Below are 15,705 nucleotides of genomic sequence, written 5' to 3'. Positions count from 1 at the left end.
CCTTGGTGCGGTGCGATCGGCGGGGCGATCCGGGGGTCACGTTAATTCGTTGACAGCGCTCGGCGGCGCTCGTACCGTGCATGACGGTTCTGTTGCCGTCGATCGGAGAAGGACGTTGCTCCTCTGAGGTCCTGAGACACCGTGTCACCCACCACTGGTGTGTGCCGTGTGCGACCTCGGCAGGTGAGCCGTCCCCGACGGAGCAGGGCTATTTTCATGCCCCCTCCCGTGCAGGGCTCTTTCGGCCGTCCGCGGTCGCCGGTGTCTCGATACGCGTTTGCCCCTGACCGCATCGAGCAACCGCGAGGTCCTGAATGTCTGCTTCCATCACTGTCACGTCCCTCTTCTTCACCTGGCCCGACGGCACCCCCGTCTTCGAGGGCCTGGACGTCTCCTTCGGCCCCGGCCGGACCGGGCTCGTCGGCGTCAACGGGTCGGGGAAATCGACCCTGTTGAAGCTGATCGCCGGTCAGCTCACCCCGGCCGACGGCCTGGTGCGCGTCGCAGGCGAGGTCGGGTATCTCCCGCAGAACGCCACGCTCGACGTCCGGCTGCGGGTCGACGAGGCGCTCGGCATCGCCGCGCAGCGGGCCGCGCTGCACGCCATCGAGGCGGGTGACGTGGCCGAGGAGCACTTCGAGACGGTCGGCGACGACTGGGACGTGGAGGAGCGCGCGCTCGCCACCCTGGGCGAACTCGGGCTCGGGCACATCCAGTTGGACCGCACCATCGGCGAGGTGTCCGGCGGCGAGTCGGTGCTGCTGCGGCTTGCGGCCCTGCTGCTGCGCCGCCCGGACGTCCTGCTGCTGGACGAGCCGACCAACAACCTCGACCTGTACGCGCGGCGGCGGCTGTACGCGGCCGTGTCCGCCTGGCCGGGGGTCATGGTGGTGGTCAGCCACGACCGTGAACTCCTCGACCTCGTCGACCAGATCGCCGATCTGCGCTCCGGGGAGGTCACCTGGTACGGCGGCAACTTTTCCGCCTACGAGCAGGCGCTGGCGATCGAACAGGAGGCGGCCGAGCGGATGGTGCGCGTCGCCGAGGCCGATTTCCGCAAGCAGAAACGCGAACTGGCCGACGCCCAGGTCAAACTGGCCCGCCGCAAGAGGTACGGGCAGAAGATGTGGGATCAGAAGCGCGAGCCGAAGATCGTCATGGGGGCGCGCAAGCGGGCGGCGCAGGAGTCCGCGGGCAAGCACCGCATCATGCACGAGGAGCGGCTCAGCGAGGCGAGGGAACGGCTCGACGAGGCGGTGGAGGCGGTACGGGACGACGACGAGATCCGCGTCGACCTGCCGTACACGGCCGTCCCCCCGGGCCGTACCGTGCTCACCCTGCTGGACCTGGAGCTCGCGTACGGCGCGCGCGTGGCGGGCGGGCTCGATCTGCGCGGGCCGGAGCGGGTCGCGCTGATCGGGCGCAACGGCGCGGGCAAGACGACGCTGCTGCGCACGATCGCCGGGGAGCTCGCGCCGGTGTCGGGCGAGGCGCACGCGCAGGTGCCGCTCCGCTTCCTGCCGCAGCGGCTCGACGTGCTCGACGACGAGCTCTCGGTCGCCGAGAACGTGGCCCGGTTCGCGCCGGGCGCCACCAACAACCGGGTGCGGGCGCGCCTTGCCCGCTTCCTGTTCCGGGGCGCCCGGGCCGACCAGAAGGCGGCGACGCTGTCCGGCGGCGAGCGGTTCCGGGCGGCCCTGGCGGCGCTGATGCTCGCCGAGCCGGCCCCGCAGCTGCTGATGCTCGACGAGCCGACGAACAACCTCGACATGGCGAGCGTCCGGCAGCTGACCACGGCCCTGGAGTCGTACGAGGGGGCGCTGATCGTGGCCAGTCACGACCTGCCGTTCCTGGAGTCGATCGGGATCACCAGGTGGCTGCTGCTCGACGGCGAGCTGCGGGAGACGGCGCCGGAGGAGGTGGGCCGGCCCGGTCTCAACAGGGGCACAGCCTGACCGTGGGGGTTTTGTCTGCGCGGATCCGCCCTGCATGATGGCGGACCGGGTTCCGTACGGGGCCCGGTCCACCGTCCCGCCGATACGGAGTCCCGTCGTGCCCAGCAAGAAGGCCCTCGTCCGCCGCCCCAGCCCGCGCCTCGCCGAAGGTCTGGTGACGCACATCGAGCGGGAGAAGGTCGACACGGACCTCGCGCTGGAGCAGTGGGAGGGCTACGTCGAGGCACTGCGGGAGCACGGCTGGGAGACGGTCGAGGTGGACCCGGCCGACGACTGCCCCGACTCGGTGTTCGTCGAGGACACGGTCGTCGTGTACAAGAACGTGGCGCTGATCACCCGGCCCGGCGCCGAGTCGCGGCGCGAGGAGACCATGGGGGTCGAGGAGGCGGTGGCCGGCCTCGGCTGCTCGGTGAACTGGATCTGGGACCCGGGCACCCTGGACGGCGGTGACGTGCTGAAGATCGGCGACACGATCTACGTCGGCCGCGGCGGACGCACCAACGCGGCCGGGGTGCAGCAGCTGCGCGCCGCCTTCGAACCGCTCGGCGCCCAGGTCGTCGCCGTACCGGTGAGCAAGGTGCTGCACCTGAAGTCGGCGGTCACCGCGCTGCCGGACGGAACGGTCATCGGGCACATCCCGAAGGTCGACCGGCCCTCGCTGTTCCCGCGCTTCCTGTCGGTGCCCGAGGAGGCCGGCTCCCATGTGGTGCTGCTCGGCGGCGGCAAGCTGCTGATGGCCGCGAGCGCGCCGAAGACGGCCGAGCTGCTGGCCGACCTCGGGTTCGAGCCCGTTCTGGTCGACATCAGCGAGTTCGAGAAGCTCGAAGGCTGTGTGACATGCCTCTCGGTGCGGCTCAGGGAGCTGTACGCCTGACAGGGGAACGACTCACCCCTTCCACCCCGGGACCTGCGGGTCCTGGGGCTGCCCGGGACGCTCCCGGACGCCGTTGACAGGGGCCTGATCAGCAAGCTTTACAGCGGGCTTAACCTACGGAATCGTAACCTACGGATTCGTAGCCTACGATTCCGTAGGTTCCGGCGCCGCTCGCCGGTGATCCCCTGTGTCGCCCGTCCCCCTGGAGTCCCCGTGACGATCACTTCCCCGCACCTCGGCAGCCCTGCCGTCTGGACCGACGCCCGGCTGCTGTACGCCCTGGAGGAAGTGGTCGAGCAGGAACTCAACCGGCATCTGAAGGTCGCCAAGGACTGGATGCCGCACGAGTACGTGCCGTGGTCGGACGCCCGTAACTTCCCCGGCCTCTTCGAGGACGGCGAGGCCTGGGACAAGGAGCAGTCGAGCGTCACCGAGATCGGCCGTATCGCGCTCGTGGTGAACCTCCTCACCGAGGACAACCTGCCCAGCTACCACCACGAGATCGCCTCGCTCTTCGGCCGCGACGGCGCCTGGGGCACCTGGGTGCACCGCTGGACCGCCGAGGAGGGCCGGCACGGCATCGTGATGCGGGACTACCTGCTCGCCTCCCGCGCGGTCGACCCGGACAAGCTCGAGCAGTTCCGCATGGCCCACATGAGCGAGGGCTTCGAGTCGGACAACCGCCACTCGATGCTGCACTCGGTGGCCTACGTCGCCTTCCAGGAGCTCGCGACCCGCATCTCGCACCGCAACACCGGCCACCAGTCCGGCGACCCGGTCTGCGACCGGATGCTGGCCCGTATCGCGACCGACGAGAACCTGCACATGGTCTTCTACCGCAACCTCCTCAAGGCCGCGTTCGAACTCGCCCCCGACCTGACCATGCAGGCGGTCCGGGACGTCGTCGTCAACTTCCGCATGCCCGGCCACGGCATCCCCGGTTTCGAGCGGGCGGCGGCCCAGATGGCGATCGGCGAGGTCTACAACCTGCGCATCCACCACGACGACGTCCTGCAGCCGGTGCTGCGCTTCCTGAAGGTCCTGGACATCGACGGCCTCGGCAGCGAGGGCCGCCAGGCGCAGGAGGAACTCGGGATGTTCCTGGGCGGGCTCGATGCGGAGGCGTCGAAGTTCGACGAGAAGCTGGCGGCGCGCAAGGCGCGCATGGCGGCTCGGGCCGGGGCCTGACGACAGCCGAATCTCCGGTGCGGATCGCCGACCGCCTGGGTCATCATGCGGCCATGCATGATGACGGCACGACACAGCGGGCGGTCGGCTTCCTGCTGCGCCTGATCGACACCGAGGACGCCGCCGGGGTACGGCGGCGGATCGGCGTGCCCGCGGCTGCCGTGGAGGAGCGCCGGATCACCTACGCCGTCCTGAAGCAGTCCTGGGTCCCGGCCTCGGTGCTGCTGTGGATCCTGGAGCAGGACGACCCGGAGCTCAACGCGGTCGTGTACGGGCACGTCGCGGCCGACCCGGCGATGCGGCGGGCGGTGCTGCGCGGCCTCCCGTTCGGGCCGGGCCGCACGGACACCCTGCCCGTGGACGACGTACTGCTCCGGCACGCGGACGAACCGCCGGAGCCGGAGGGTTTCGCCGGGCGGGGACTCGTCGCGACCCTGCGGGCCGTCACCGCCATGAAACCCGCCAGACAGGCGGCCTCCATGGTGCTCGGACACCGCGACTGGCGGACGGTCACCGAGGCCGACCGCGAGCAGCCGCTGCCCGGGTACGCCCGCTGGGCGCTGTCGGTGCGCCCGGACTGCCCGCCGGCCCTGCGCGCGCAGTTCGGCAGCCACGCCAAGTTCACCCACCGCGTCCGCCAGGCCGGGATCCTCTCCGGCCCCGGTGAGTACGCGACCGCGCACGGCCCCGCCGCGCAGGTGCTGAAGGTGCTCTCCCTCGGCCCCGTGATGTTCCCCGCGCGCGTGGGCGAGGCGGAGGACGCGCTGCGCCCGCTCGTGCGCGACCACCTGGCCGGCCGCGAGGAGGCCTGGGCGGTGCTGGCCCAGCTCCTCGGGACGTTCCACGGGACCGCTCCGGAACTGATCATGACGGCGGGAGCGATCGCCTGACCCGGCGCCAGGAGGGGGCGGGGCGGCTGGATTCGAACCAGCGTGTCCCGGTTCTGGAGACCGGTGCGCCTGCCTCTGCGCTACGGCCCCGCCCTTGCCGCCCGAGCGTAATGCGTTGGCCCGTTGTCAGTCGGCGCTGCTACCAATGAGGCACGGGGGAGATCCGGTACGGGGGGCTCGTCATGGTGTACGGAGAGCGGGGGCGGCGTGTCCCCGTGGTCGACCTGGCCGACCGCAGGGCACTGGAGCGGTACCGCCCGGCGGAGGCGGCCGTGATCGAGGAGGCGCGGCGGCTGAAGGAGGCCGCGCTGCTGGACTTCGGGCTCACGGAGTCGGCGGTGGCGTCGTGGCTGTACGCCAAGTGCCATCACCAGATCCCGACCACAGCCGTCGACACGGCGGCCGTGGTGGCCTCCGGCGACGGCTCCTGCCTGCTGCTCTACAACCCGGACTTCTTCGTCGGACTCGGCCTGGACGGCGTCAAGTTCGTGCTGTTCCACGAGGCACGGCATCTGGTGCAGCGGCACCTGTTCGCCGACCCCGAGCTGCGGGCGGACCCGGTCTTCGACCTGGCCTGCGAGGTGTCCATCAACCATGTGGCGCTGGTCCGGCTCGGGCGGCGGGACCTGCCGCTGCTGGCGGGCCGGCCCACGGGCGTCGACCCGCGCGCCGTGTACGAGGCGTACGTCGCGGACCTGACGGCGCACGGTCTTCAGCCGGTGCAGTACGACACGTTCACCGAGACCGACATGCGGGTGTACGGCGAGCTGAAGCGGATGCACCGCCCGCCGGTGCCCGAGCGCCGGCTGTGCGTGTACCTGTTGGACGGGGCCGTCCCCGCCGACCAGGAGACCATCGACGCGGTGGCGTCCTCCGCGCTGCTGAACTCCCTGCTGGCGGCCCGGCGGGGGCACGCGGGCGCGGAGCGGGAGCTGCTGGACCTGATGGGCCGCACCGAGGACGGCAACAGCCGGGCGGCGCGGATCTGGGGCAGCCTCGGCGCGGGCGCGCTGCGCGGCGAGACCACCCGCACGGGCACGGTCCACTGGTGGCAGCGCTGGCTGGTCGACGTACTGGGCTCCAAGCTCCGCGACGGCGAGCGGCTGGTGTACCCGAAGAAGCGGGGCGCGCTGCTCGCCGCGCTGGGCCAGGACCCGATGCTCTCCCGGCGCGGCCCGGTGCGGGAGAAGGTGCTCGTCATCGCCTATGACACCTCGGGCTCGATGCCGGAGCACGTGGTCGAGTGGCTGACCCGGCTGGTGGGGCGGATCGACGGGGTCGAGGCGCACTGGCTGTCCTTCGACGGGCAGGTGATGCCGTTCAAGCCCGGCGAGCGCGTCCACGGCGGGGGCGGCACGAGCTTCCAGGCCGTCGCCGACTACGTGGAGGGGCGCACGGAGGTGAGCGGGCGACGGTTCGACGTGACCCCGGACGCCGTCGTGATGCTCACCGACGGACACGCCCCGCCGATCACGCCCGCCGAGCCGGACAAATGGATCTGGCTGATCACGGAGGGCGGCAGCGAGTGGCCCGAGACGCACGACCCGGCGATGGACTGCCATCGCGTCACGACTGGATCGAGGTGAGGGACGGATGACCACCGAGGCACGGCCGTCAGGGACGGCCGCGGACGGGCGCGGGCCCGGGGAGGTCTCCCGCCTCGAGGCCTTCATCGACGCGATGATCGACATGGAGCAGACGGGGCAGGTCTTCGGCGAGCACGGCATCGGCAAGACGGCGACGTTCTTCTCGCACATCGCCCGCGCGTATCCGGACGCGACCCTGGTGTACGTCCCGGCGGCGAACCTGACCCCGGACGACCTGCTCGTCAACGCACCGGTGCGTGACCCGCACACCGGCGAACTGGTGCTGCGGCAGCTGGTGATGAGCCAGCTCAAGCCGGGCCGGCCCTTCGTGCTGCTCATCGACGACTCCCTGCAGGCGGGCGAGACGATCCAGTCGCAGCTGATGCAGATCGCCTGCAACTGGACGCTCGGCGAGCACGATCTGCGCGCCCTGGGCTGCGTCGGCGTCTTCCTCACCGACAACGAGTCGCTGGCCGAGACCTCCGCCCGGCGCAGCGACCTCGCGCTCCTGGACCGCATGGTGACGCTGCGGATCACGGCCAACGACACCGCGTGGCGGCGGCACCTGTCGGCCAAGTACCGCGGGTGGGACCTGCGTCCGGTGTTCTCGCTGTGGGCGTCCCTGTCCCCCGCCCTGCGCGAGCTGCTGTCCCCGCGCACCCTGGACCACGTCCTGGCGAACGCCAGGGAGGGCTTCCCGCTGCGCTGGGGTCTGCCCCTGGTCGACGGGGAGCGGCTGCGGCTGGCCGAGCCGGGCCCGGACGGCAGGCCCGGCCAGAACCGTACGGCCGAGATCCTGGACCGTGTCGCCGAGGCGCTGGGCGTGCCCAACCCGGCGACGGTCCCCGACCCGGTGCGCCAGGTCGTGCGGGCGGCGCTGCGCAACCGCTGGACGGTCCTGCTGCAGGGGCCGCCGGGCTGCGGGAAGACGGAGCTGGTGCGGGAGACGGTGCGGGCGGGGCTGGGCCGTGACGCGCTGTACTTCTCCCTGCCGGTGACGAACGTCGAGGACCTGTGCGCGCCGATCCCCTCCGCCGACGGCACGCTCGACAACCTGCTGGCCGCCAAGTTCACCGGGCCGGAGCCCAAGGCGATCGTGTGGGACGAGTACAACCGGCCCAAGGACAAGGCCGCCTTCGCCAAACTCATGGAGATCACCCAGGAGTGGTCGCTGGCGGGCCGGCGGATCGAGAACCTGCGCGCTCAGATCGCGGTGCAGAATCCGCCGTACCATCTGGGCCGCAAGATGCTGGTGTCGCGCAACAACATCGCCCAGGCGACCCGTTTCACGGCCTCGCTGCAGGTGGAGCCGGAGGACATCCCGGCCAACGAGTGGCTGCTCGCCCGTTACGGCACGGACGCCGAGACGGTCCTGGAGTGGTGGAAGCACGACATCGACGACGACGGACGGGCCTGGATCACCAAGCGCACCCTGGAGCGGCTGATCAAGCTGTACCGGCGCGGCCTGCCGCTGGAGATGGGCACGGTCTACCTCGGCGACGGCGAGTACGCGCCGGTGCCGCTCACCGCGCTGATCGACCGTTTCCAGGGCCGCCCGGTGACGGGTCTGCGTGAGCTCGCCCGCGACGCGGAGCTGTGGGAGGCACGTCTGCGCCGTGCCGCCGACCACTCCACGGAGGGCGGCGACGACAGCGACATGGTCCACCAGATCCTCGCCAACGCCGAGCTGTCCCAGCTCAAGAAGCACCGGGGCGTGGTGACCCGTCTGGTGGCCCTGCTGCCGGCGAAGCTGCGGGCCACCTATCTGGTGGGGGCGTCCGTGCCCCAACAGCGCTTCTGGACGGAGGTGTTCATGTCGATGCGGCGGTGACACCGTCAGCCGCGGGCCGGCGGCGGGGTGCGGTGCACGCTGCGTACGGCCGCCACGTCCGCCGGGACCGACGGCGGCGGGACATGGGCGCTGAGGGCGTCCAGCCGGCGCTTGACGCTGGCGGCGATGCCCCGGCCCAGGACGAAACGGGTGGCCGTGGTGGCGCGCGGGGCGGTGTCCAGGAGGCGGTGGGCCTCGCGGCTGCGCATGCCGGTGTGGCTGAGGACCAGATGGGTCAGCCGATGGCCGGGGGTGTCCGCGAGGGCGTCGGCGACGGACTGGGCGGCGGCGAGGTCGAGGTGGTTGTCCGCCGCGCCGAGGACCGCGGCCGCCCGTACCCGGCCGAGGTCCAGCAGCCGCACCCCGGCGGCGGTCGCCGCCGTCACCAGCCGGGCCGCCGCCGACGGGCCGATGCCGTTGCTCGCGACGGACAGACGGGTGAGCCGTCCGTGCGGTGCCGCTTCCAGGGCCTCGGCGAGGCAGACCGCCCCGCCCTCGCCCAACCGGGCGGCGGACACGTACAGTTCGTCGATCGCGCCCGCCCTGATCAGTTCGGCGAGCGGCCGTGCTCCGGCCTCCCCCAGCGGGTTGCCGCCGACGAAGAGCCGCTCGATCCGGCGGCCGTTGCCCGCCGCGGCGAGCAGCGCGTCCGCCAGAACGGCGGCGCCCGTCGCGTCCAGGCCGGTCTGGACGAGGTCGAGGGTGCGCAAGGACCGTGCGGCGTCGATGAGTTCGGCCGCCGCCCGGCCGCCCCCCGCGCCCAGCGGATTGCGCTTGAGCCACACGCCGGTGACGACCTGCGGCGAGGCCCGCAGCTGGTCGGCGATCCGGCAGGCGCCGCCCTCTGTGATCCCGTTGCAGCCGAGGTAAAGCGTCTCGACGCCGGTACCCGAACCGGCCACGACGGCCGCCCCGTCGTCGCCCAGCCCGTCGGTCCCGAGCAGCAGATGCCGTACCGGCGAAGACCCCTGGGCGAGCGCGTCGGCGACCAGGGCGGCGCCCTCCGCGCCCAGGCCCTGCTTGCACAGGTCGAGGCGCCCGTCGGGCAGCACCGTACCCGCGGTGAAGTCCAGCCGCTCACCGGCGGGGCGGCCGGCGCGCAACCAGTCGAGCAGCGGGGCCAGTTCGACGGCCGGGCGGGGCACGAGGGACGGCACTCCGGCGAAACCGGCGGACGCCGCGCACGCGCCCTCCTCCACGAGGTCCTCGGGTTCCTCGCTCACCACTCCGCCTCCCGGTAGTCCTTCAGGAACACCCCCGACACGGGATCACCCGCCTCGCCGCGCACGATCGGGTCGTACACCCGCGCCGCTCCGTCCACGACGTCCAGCGGCGTGCGGAAACCCGCGTCGGCCATGCGCCGCTTCTTCGGGGCCGGGTTCTCGTCGGTGATCCAGCCGGTGTCGACGGAGCACATGTGCACGCCCTGCTCGGCGAGTTCGGCGGCGCCGGTGCGGGTGAGCATGTTGAGGGCGGCCTTGGCCATGTTGGTGTGCGGGTGGCCGGCCATCTTGTTGCGGACCGCGAAACGGCCCTCGACGGCCGTCACGTTGATGACGTAGCGGCGCGGGTGCGGCGAGGCGAGCAGCAGGGGCAGCAGGCGGTCGCACAGCAGTGCCGGCGCGAGCGCGTTGACCAGCTGGGTCTCCAGAACCTCGGCCGGGTCGAGCGCACCGAGCCGGGCGGACCAGGAGTTGTCCGGGGACGGGTCGGGCAGCAGGCCCGCCTCGTCGGCCTCGCGCAGGGCGGCCGGCAGCGACGCCGCGCCGCCCGTCAGCGCCCGCATCGGCGTGAAGCCCGGCGCCCGTCTGGCCCCCTCGGGCAGCGCGTCGTACTCGCCCCCGGCCAGCAGCGCGTACGACTCGGGCGGTCGCCGCACCGTCTGGGCGGCGTTGTTGACGAGGATGTCCAGCGGCTCACCCTCCTGCCGCAACTCCTCGCACAGGCCCAGTACTTGACGGGGGTCGCGCAGGTCGACGGCGAGGACGGTCAGCCGGTCGAGCCACTTCGCGCTGCCCGGCTCTGCCTGGAACCGGCGCACGGTGTCGTGCGGGAAGCGGCTCGTGACCAGCAGCTCCGCGCCGTCGCGCAGCATCATCAGGGCCAGCTGGAAGCCGATCTTCACCCGGCCGCCGGTGAGCAGTGCGCGGCGCCCGCTCAGATCGGTGGACAGGCCCCGGCGAGCCGTGTTGTCGGCGGCGCAGCGGGGGCAGAGGCGGTGGTAGAAGGCGTCGACCTGTCGATAGGGCGATTTGCAGACGTAGCAGCTGCGGGACTTGCGGAAGTGGCCGGCGTCGCCCGGGACGGCCAGGGGCGCGTCCTCGCGCCGGTCGCGGGCGCCGGTCGCGGTCGCCGCCATCGTCTCGGCGTCGGCGGCGGAGGTCTCGGCACCGCGCGCCTTGCGACGCCGCAGCCGTCCGTCGCGGGCGAAGGACGCGGCGACCTGCTCGGCACGCAGGCGTACGGGGTCGTCGACGGGCAGCTCGCGCAGCCTGCCGACCGTGCGGTGGAAGGCGGCCAGCTCCTCGTCGCCGATCGCCGCACCGTCGTCCATGGGTCCCGCCCCCGTTCGTGCCGTGCCGTGGGGCGGACCGGATTCGAACCGGCGTGTCCTTCATGCCATGAAGGTGCGCCTGCCGCTGCGCTACCGCCCCCTGTGCGGTCGCGCGGCCCCGGCCGGATTCGAACCGGCGTATCCACCCTGACAAGGTGGCGAGTCTGCCTCTGCTCTACGGGGCCCCGTACGCAGCCCGGGGATCGGATTCGAACCGATGTCTTCCGCCTGGGCAAGGCGAGTGCGCCTGCCTCTGCGCTACGCCCGGGTGCGCCCCCGGATCGTAACCGCTCCCCCGCCCCGGCTCACCGGTTTCCGTGCCGCCTGAGCTCCAGCCGCTCCTTCTCCGACAGCCCGCCCCAGACACCGAACCGCTCGTCGTTGCGCAGGGCGTACTCCAGGCAGGCCGGGCGCATCTCGCACATGCCGCAGATGCGCTTCGCCTCGCGTACCGAGCTGCCCGGCTCGGGGAAGAAGAAGTCCGCCCCGGTCTGCGCGCACAGCGCCTGGGCGTGCCAGTCGAGGTCGGCCGGGATGATCGTGTCGATGTGCATGGACGGGATCGTGCCGGGCGGCGAAAAACGTTCGATCAACGCGGGATCAATGGCGCCGTTCACGGCCCCCGGCCACCCGATGGTGACGTGTGCGCACCACGCGGCGCACGGCGGCGCGCGGAACGACGCGGAAACCGTGCGGTCCCGAACGGTGACCCACGGTCATCCCGCACTCCGCTCCGGTCCTCCGCGTGGCTCCGGCAGCGCGTTGTCAGTGGGCAGTGCGAGACTCGGCAGTGCAGAGAACGGGACCCTTCCGAGGAGGGCGATGATGCTCACCACCCGTTTCGTCAACGGCGCTCCCAACTGGATCGACGTCGGTACCTCCGACATCGACGGCGCCACTTCCTTCTACGGCGGTCTGTTCGGCTGGACGTTCCAGTCGGCGGGACCGGACGCCGGCGGTTACGGCTTCTTCCAGCTGGACGGGAAGACCGTGGCCGGCGGCATGCAGACCACGCCCGAGCAGGGCCCGCCCTCCTGGACCGTCTACTTCCAGAGCGCGGACGCCGAGGCCACGGCCAAGGCCGCCGAGCAGGCGCACGGCAGCGTTCTGATGCGGCCCATGGACGTGATGGGCGAGGGTCACATGGCGATCCTCGCCGACAAGGCGAGCGTGCCGTTCGGCATCTGGCAGCCGGGCCGCACCAAGGGCATCGACCGGGCGAACGAGACCGGTTCCCTGTCCTGGGTGGAGCTGTACACCCCGGACATCGCGGCGGCGGCCTGGTTCTACCACGAGACGCTCGGCCTGGAGACGGCGGCGGTGCCCTTCCCCGGCGGCACGTACACCACGGTCAACCCCGCCGGGGGCGGCGAGGACTCGATGTTCGGCGGGCTCGTGCCGCTGGCCGACGACCCGTCCGAGGACAGCGCCTACTGGCTGCCGTACTTCGAGGTCGCCGACACGGACGCCACGGTCGCCGAGGCCGAGCGACTCGGCGGCACGGTCCGCCTGCCCGCCACGGACATCGAGGGCGTGGGCCGCTTCGCCAAGCTCGCCGACCCGTACGGCGCCCGTTTCGCCGTCATCAAGAGCGCACCGCCGCAGGGGTAAGGGGCGCGGGACGAGGGCCGATCCTCCGACGGGAGCGCCTACGCCGAGGCTCGCCGTACCAGTGTCGTCGGCAGTACGACACTGGACGGCGTGCCCGCGCCGCCCGCCTCGACGCCCTTGTTCCCGAGCCGGCGCAACAGCAGCCGCGCCATCAACCGCCCCATCCCCTCGATGTCCTGACGCACCGTCGTCAGCGGCGGATCGGTCTGCTCGGCGACCGCCACCATGTCGTCGAACCCGATCACGGCCACGTCCTCGGGCACCCGCCGCCCCTGCTCGCGCAGCACCCGCAGGGCACCCGCGGCGGTGAGGTCGTTCGCGGCGAACACGGCATCCACGTCGGAGTGCCGGTCCAGGAGCTCCCGCATCGCCCGTTCCCCGCCGGCCGGGGTGAAGTCGCTCTCCACGACCAGCCCCGGATCGATGTCGCCCATGACGTCCCGGAAACCGTCCAGCCGGTCCGCCGCCGAGGTCTGGTCGAGGGGGCCGGTGATGTGCGCGATCCGGGTGCGTCCGAGGGCGGCGAGGTGACGTACGGCCTCCCGGGCACCGCCCCGGTTGTCGCTGTCGACGTACACCGCGCCGCCGCGCCCGTCGCTCCAGCCGGGGCGCCCGCCGAACACGGTCGGCACCCCCGCGTGGTGGATCAGTCCCGGCAGCGGGTCGTCGAGGTGCAGCGAGAAGACCAGCGCGCCGTCGACGTGGCCGCCGGCGAGGTAGCGGCCGACGCGGGCATGGTCGTCACGGCCCTCCGTCAGCAGCAGGACCAGCTGGTTGTCGTGGGCGGTCAACTCCTTGCTGATACCCCGGAGCTGGAGGGCGAAGAAGGGGTCCGCGAAGACGCGGGTCTCCGGTTCGGCGATGACCACGGCGACCGCGTCGTGCCGCTTGGTGACCAGACTGCGGGCGGCCTGGTTCGGCACGTAGCCGAGTTCCTCGACGGCCCGGCGCACCCGGGCGACGAGCGGCTCCCTGACCCCGTCCCCGCCGTTGACCACCCGGGAGACGGTGGCCCGCGACACCCCGGCCCGGGCGGCCACGGCCTCCAGGGTGGGACGCGGCGCTGTGTCGGTCACTTCGAGGCTCCTCATCGGCGGGTGCGGATCAGGATAGCTCCGGGCACACAACCCTGTGAGAGCGCTCTCGGTGATCCTGTCTCACCCCAGCAGATCGATCCGCCGCCCGGCCCCCTCCCGCTCGGCCCGCCGGTATGCCGCCCACGCCAGCGCCAGGTCCTGCCAGGGCAGACCCACCGGTGCGTACACGGTCCGCTCCTCGACGCTTCCCCGGCCGGGGTGCTCCCCGCGGACCACCTCGCCCAGGGTCGCCCCGACAGCCGTGGCAGGGAGGTCGGAGGACGCCAACACGCCCGTCTGCGAGGCCAGTTCACGGTCGTCGACGACGAGCAGCGCCGCCTCCAGGAGATCCGCCGCCAGCTCCCGCTTGCCCGGCTCGTCCACGCCCAGGCTCGTGAAGTGCTGCCCGGCCCTCGTCTCGGCCAGCCCGAGCAACGGTTCCCGCGACCAGGTCGCCAGCAGGACGACATCGGCGGCCGCGGCGACCTCGGCCGCCGACCCCAGCACCCGTCCCCCGTGCCGCGCGGCGAACTCCTCCGCCCGCCCGCCGTCCGTGTCATGGACGACCAGGGCGCCCGGGCCCCGCAGCGCCACCAGCCCCCGGAGGACCAATTCGGCCTGCGCGCCCGCCCCGACCACCCCCGTCACCTCGCCGCGCCCGGCGAGGAGATGCGTCCCCAGGGCCGCCGCCAGCCCGGTGCGCCAGGCCGTCACCGTCGCGGAGTCCAGCAGGGCGAGCAGTGCGCCGTCCGCGCCGCTGTGCAGGCAGATCACCCCGCGCAGGGCCGGCCGCGCGCCGGGGAACTTGGCGTTGACCTTCACCGTGTACGCCTCGACGCCGGGCAGCAGACCGGGAAGCAGGGCGGTGGCCGTCCCCGGGAACGGCAGATCGGTCCGCACCCGCAGACCGGCCACCGGCACGGCGTCCGACGTACGGAAACCCTCCCGCAGCGCGTCGAGACAGTCGTCGACGTCCAGCAGGGCCCGCAGGTCACCGTGGGTCAGGAGAAGCGTCACCCGTCCATGATCGGTCAACGGGTCCGGGCAAGAGCGCCTCAGGCACCCGCGGGCCCGTCCTTCCTCGCCCGGCTCGGCTGTACCCGCTTGGGCTCGCCCGGCATCTTGGGGTACTCGGGCGGGTACGGCAGATCGCCGAGTCCGTGCTCGTGCTCGTCCCGGCGCGCCAGTTCCAGCAGCGCCTCCAAGGAGTAGCGGTGGTCGTCCATGTCGGCGTGCACGTCGCCGAGTTCGGCGAAGCGCGCGGGCATGGTCGCGATGTCGAAGTCCTGCGGATGCGCGACCCCGACCTCGTCCCAGCGCAGGGGCGCCGACACGGGGGCGTGCGGGCGGGGCCGTACGGAGTAGGCGGAGGCGATGGTGCGGTCGCGGGCGGTCTGGTTGTAGTCGATGAAGATCTTCTCGCCCCGCTCCTCCTTCCACCACTTGATCGTCACGTGGTCCGGCATCCGGCGTTCCATCTCCCGGCCCACGGCGATGGCGGCGCGGCGTACCTGGGTGAAGGTCCAGCGCGGCTCGATCGGCACGAAGACGTGCAGTCCGCGTCCGCCGGAGGTTTTCGGGAAGCCCTTCAGCCCGCCGAACTCGTCGAGGACGGCGCGCAGTTCGTGGGCGGCGCGGACGGCGTCGTCGTAGTCGGTGCCGGGCTGCGGGTCGAGGTCGATGCGGAGTTCGTCGGGGCGGTCGACGTCGTCGCGGCGGACCGGCCAGGGGTGGAAGGTGAGCGTGCCGAACTGGGCGGCCCACAGCACGGCGGCCTCCTCGGTGGGGCACATCTCGTCGGCGCTGCGGCCGCTGGGGAAGGTGATGTGGGCGGTCGGGATCCAGTCGGGCATGTTCTTCGGCGCCCGCTTCTGGAAGAAGTTCTCGCCGGTCACCCCGTCCGGGTAGCGCTCCAGGGTGGTGGGCCGGTCGCGCAGGGCGCGCAGGATTCCGGGGCCGACGGCGATGTAGTACCGGGCGAGGTCCAGCTTGGTGAAACCGCGCTCGGGGAAGAAGATCTTGTCCGGGCTGGACAGCCGGACCGTGCGGCCGCCCGCCTGAAGTTCCACCGCTTCGCCCATGCGGCCACGGTAGGCGCACCTCGCACACCGCGCACACCGGGCGAGAGCCGCCGTATGCG

At 72.4% G+C, this 15,705-nt stretch carries 13 protein-coding genes and 4 tRNA genes; 7 read left to right on the top strand and 10 right to left on the bottom strand.

The features are described from left to right. The first annotated feature begins 314 nt into the window (after window positions 1–314). The 4 genes from ABZZ74_RS37410 to ABZZ74_RS37395 all read left to right on the top strand — a co-directional run bounded on the left by ABZZ74_RS37410 (window position 315) and on the right by ABZZ74_RS37395 (window position 4,907). Entirely contained in the window at window positions 315–1,955 is a 1,641-nt protein-coding gene (locus tag ABZZ74_RS37410) for an ABC-F family ATP-binding cassette domain-containing protein (protein WP_356772738.1), read from the top strand. Window positions 1,956–2,052: 97 nt separating this feature from the next. After that, window positions 2,053–2,829: a dimethylargininase gene (ddaH, locus tag ABZZ74_RS37405; protein WP_356772736.1), complete on the top strand. Its 777-nt coding sequence runs from the start codon at window positions 2,053–2,055 to the stop codon at window positions 2,827–2,829. Between the two features lie 213 nt (window positions 2,830–3,042). After that, a complete protein-coding gene (locus ABZZ74_RS37400; protein ID WP_356772734.1) occupies window positions 3,043–4,017 on the top strand; it encodes an acyl-ACP desaturase in 975 nt (324 codons plus the stop codon). Between the two features lie 53 nt (window positions 4,018–4,070). Next, window positions 4,071–4,907, top strand: coding sequence for a hypothetical protein (locus ABZZ74_RS37395; protein ID WP_356772732.1), 837 nt, complete (start codon window positions 4,071–4,073; stop codon window positions 4,905–4,907). 16 nt (window positions 4,908–4,923) lie between these two features. Here the strand turns inward: ABZZ74_RS37395 and ABZZ74_RS37390 are convergent. Next, window positions 4,924–4,999 (bottom strand) — tRNA-Trp (locus tag ABZZ74_RS37390). Window positions 5,000–5,089: 90 nt separating this feature from the next. Here ABZZ74_RS37390 and ABZZ74_RS37385 point away from each other — a divergent pair. Beyond that, window positions 5,090–6,493, top strand: coding sequence for a hypothetical protein (locus ABZZ74_RS37385; RefSeq protein WP_356772730.1), 1,404 nt, complete (start codon window positions 5,090–5,092; stop codon window positions 6,491–6,493). A 7-nt stretch (window positions 6,494–6,500) separates the two neighbouring features. Then, window positions 6,501–8,324 carry an AAA family ATPase gene (locus ABZZ74_RS37380; protein ID WP_356772728.1) on the top strand — a complete coding sequence of 608 codons (1,824 nt, stop codon included), beginning with the start codon at window positions 6,501–6,503 and terminating at the stop codon, window positions 8,322–8,324. Window positions 8,325–8,329: 5 nt separating this feature from the next. Here ABZZ74_RS37380 and ABZZ74_RS37375 read toward each other — a convergent pair whose 3' ends face one another. From ABZZ74_RS37375 to ABZZ74_RS37350, 6 genes are all read right to left on the bottom strand, one after another. After that, on the bottom strand, window positions 8,330–9,547 hold the full coding sequence (locus ABZZ74_RS37375; protein WP_356772726.1) for a ribonuclease inhibitor: 1,218 nt from the start codon (window positions 9,545–9,547) through the stop codon (window positions 8,330–8,332). Beyond that, window positions 9,544–10,878 (bottom strand): SDR family oxidoreductase, encoded by a 1,335-nt coding sequence (locus ABZZ74_RS37370; protein WP_356772724.1) that lies wholly within the window; start codon window positions 10,876–10,878, stop codon window positions 9,544–9,546. Before ABZZ74_RS37370 ends, ABZZ74_RS37375 begins: the two co-directional genes overlap by 4 nt. 28 nt (window positions 10,879–10,906) lie before the next feature. Then, window positions 10,907–10,978, bottom strand: a tRNA-Ala gene (locus ABZZ74_RS37365). 13 nt (window positions 10,979–10,991) lie between these two features. Further along, window positions 10,992–11,063, bottom strand: a tRNA-Asp gene (locus ABZZ74_RS37360). Window positions 11,064–11,072: 9 nt separating this feature from the next. Continuing rightward, window positions 11,073–11,147: transfer RNA gene (locus ABZZ74_RS37355), tRNA-Gly, on the bottom strand. Window positions 11,148–11,183: 36 nt separating this feature from the next. After that, on the bottom strand, window positions 11,184–11,432 hold the full coding sequence (locus tag ABZZ74_RS37350; RefSeq protein ID WP_207929668.1) for a WhiB family transcriptional regulator: 249 nt from the start codon (window positions 11,430–11,432) through the stop codon (window positions 11,184–11,186). Between the two features lie 271 nt (window positions 11,433–11,703). On the opposite strand from ABZZ74_RS37350, the gene ABZZ74_RS37345 reads away from it, so the two are divergent. Beyond that, window positions 11,704–12,489: a VOC family protein gene (locus tag ABZZ74_RS37345; RefSeq protein ID WP_356772788.1), complete on the top strand. Its 786-nt coding sequence runs from the start codon at window positions 11,704–11,706 to the stop codon at window positions 12,487–12,489. Between the two features lie 38 nt (window positions 12,490–12,527). Here ABZZ74_RS37345 and ABZZ74_RS37340 read toward each other — a convergent pair whose 3' ends face one another. From ABZZ74_RS37340 to ligD, 3 genes are all read right to left on the bottom strand, one after another. Beyond that, window positions 12,528–13,565 carry a LacI family DNA-binding transcriptional regulator gene (locus ABZZ74_RS37340; protein ID WP_356772721.1) on the bottom strand — a complete coding sequence of 346 codons (1,038 nt, stop codon included), beginning with the start codon at window positions 13,563–13,565 and terminating at the stop codon, window positions 12,528–12,530. Between the two features lie 81 nt (window positions 13,566–13,646). After that, window positions 13,647–14,582 carry an NAD(P)-binding domain-containing protein gene (locus tag ABZZ74_RS37335; protein ID WP_356772719.1) on the bottom strand — a complete coding sequence of 312 codons (936 nt, stop codon included), beginning with the start codon at window positions 14,580–14,582 and terminating at the stop codon, window positions 13,647–13,649. Window positions 14,583–14,620: 38 nt separating this feature from the next. Next, window positions 14,621–15,646 (bottom strand): non-homologous end-joining DNA ligase, encoded by a 1,026-nt coding sequence (gene ligD, locus ABZZ74_RS37330; RefSeq protein WP_356772717.1) that lies wholly within the window; start codon window positions 15,644–15,646, stop codon window positions 14,621–14,623. Between the last annotated feature and the right edge of the window lie 59 nt (window positions 15,647–15,705).

The organism is Streptomyces sp. NPDC006476 (assembly GCF_040612015.1).
GTDB classification, from domain to species: Bacteria; Actinomycetota; Actinomycetes; order Streptomycetales; family Streptomycetaceae; genus Streptomyces; species Streptomyces griseorubiginosus_B.
This window is presented reverse-complemented; position numbering and strand designations above follow the sequence as displayed.

Excerpts from the sequence above, each read along its gene's own strand:
- ABZZ74_RS37410 (WP_356772738.1), top strand. The coding sequence starts at position 315 with ATGTCTGCTTCCATCACTGTCACGTCCCTCTTCTTCACCTGGCCCGAC.
- ABZZ74_RS37370 (WP_356772724.1), bottom strand. The coding sequence starts at position 10,878 with ATGGACGACGGTGCGGCGATCGGCGACGAGGAGCTGGCCGCCTTCCAC.
- ABZZ74_RS37395 (WP_356772732.1), top strand. The coding sequence starts at position 4,071 with ATGCATGATGACGGCACGACACAGCGGGCGGTCGGCTTCCTGCTGCGC.
- ABZZ74_RS37345 (WP_356772788.1), top strand. The coding sequence starts at position 11,704 with ATGCTCACCACCCGTTTCGTCAACGGCGCTCCCAACTGGATCGACGTC.
- ABZZ74_RS37350 (WP_207929668.1), bottom strand. The coding sequence starts at position 11,432 with ATGCACATCGACACGATCATCCCGGCCGACCTCGACTGGCACGCCCAG.
- ABZZ74_RS37385 (WP_356772730.1), top strand. The coding sequence starts at position 5,090 with ATGGTGTACGGAGAGCGGGGGCGGCGTGTCCCCGTGGTCGACCTGGCC.
- ABZZ74_RS37380 (WP_356772728.1), top strand. The coding sequence starts at position 6,501 with ATGACCACCGAGGCACGGCCGTCAGGGACGGCCGCGGACGGGCGCGGG.
- ligD (WP_356772717.1), bottom strand. The coding sequence starts at position 15,646 with ATGGGCGAAGCGGTGGAACTTCAGGCGGGCGGCCGCACGGTCCGGCTG.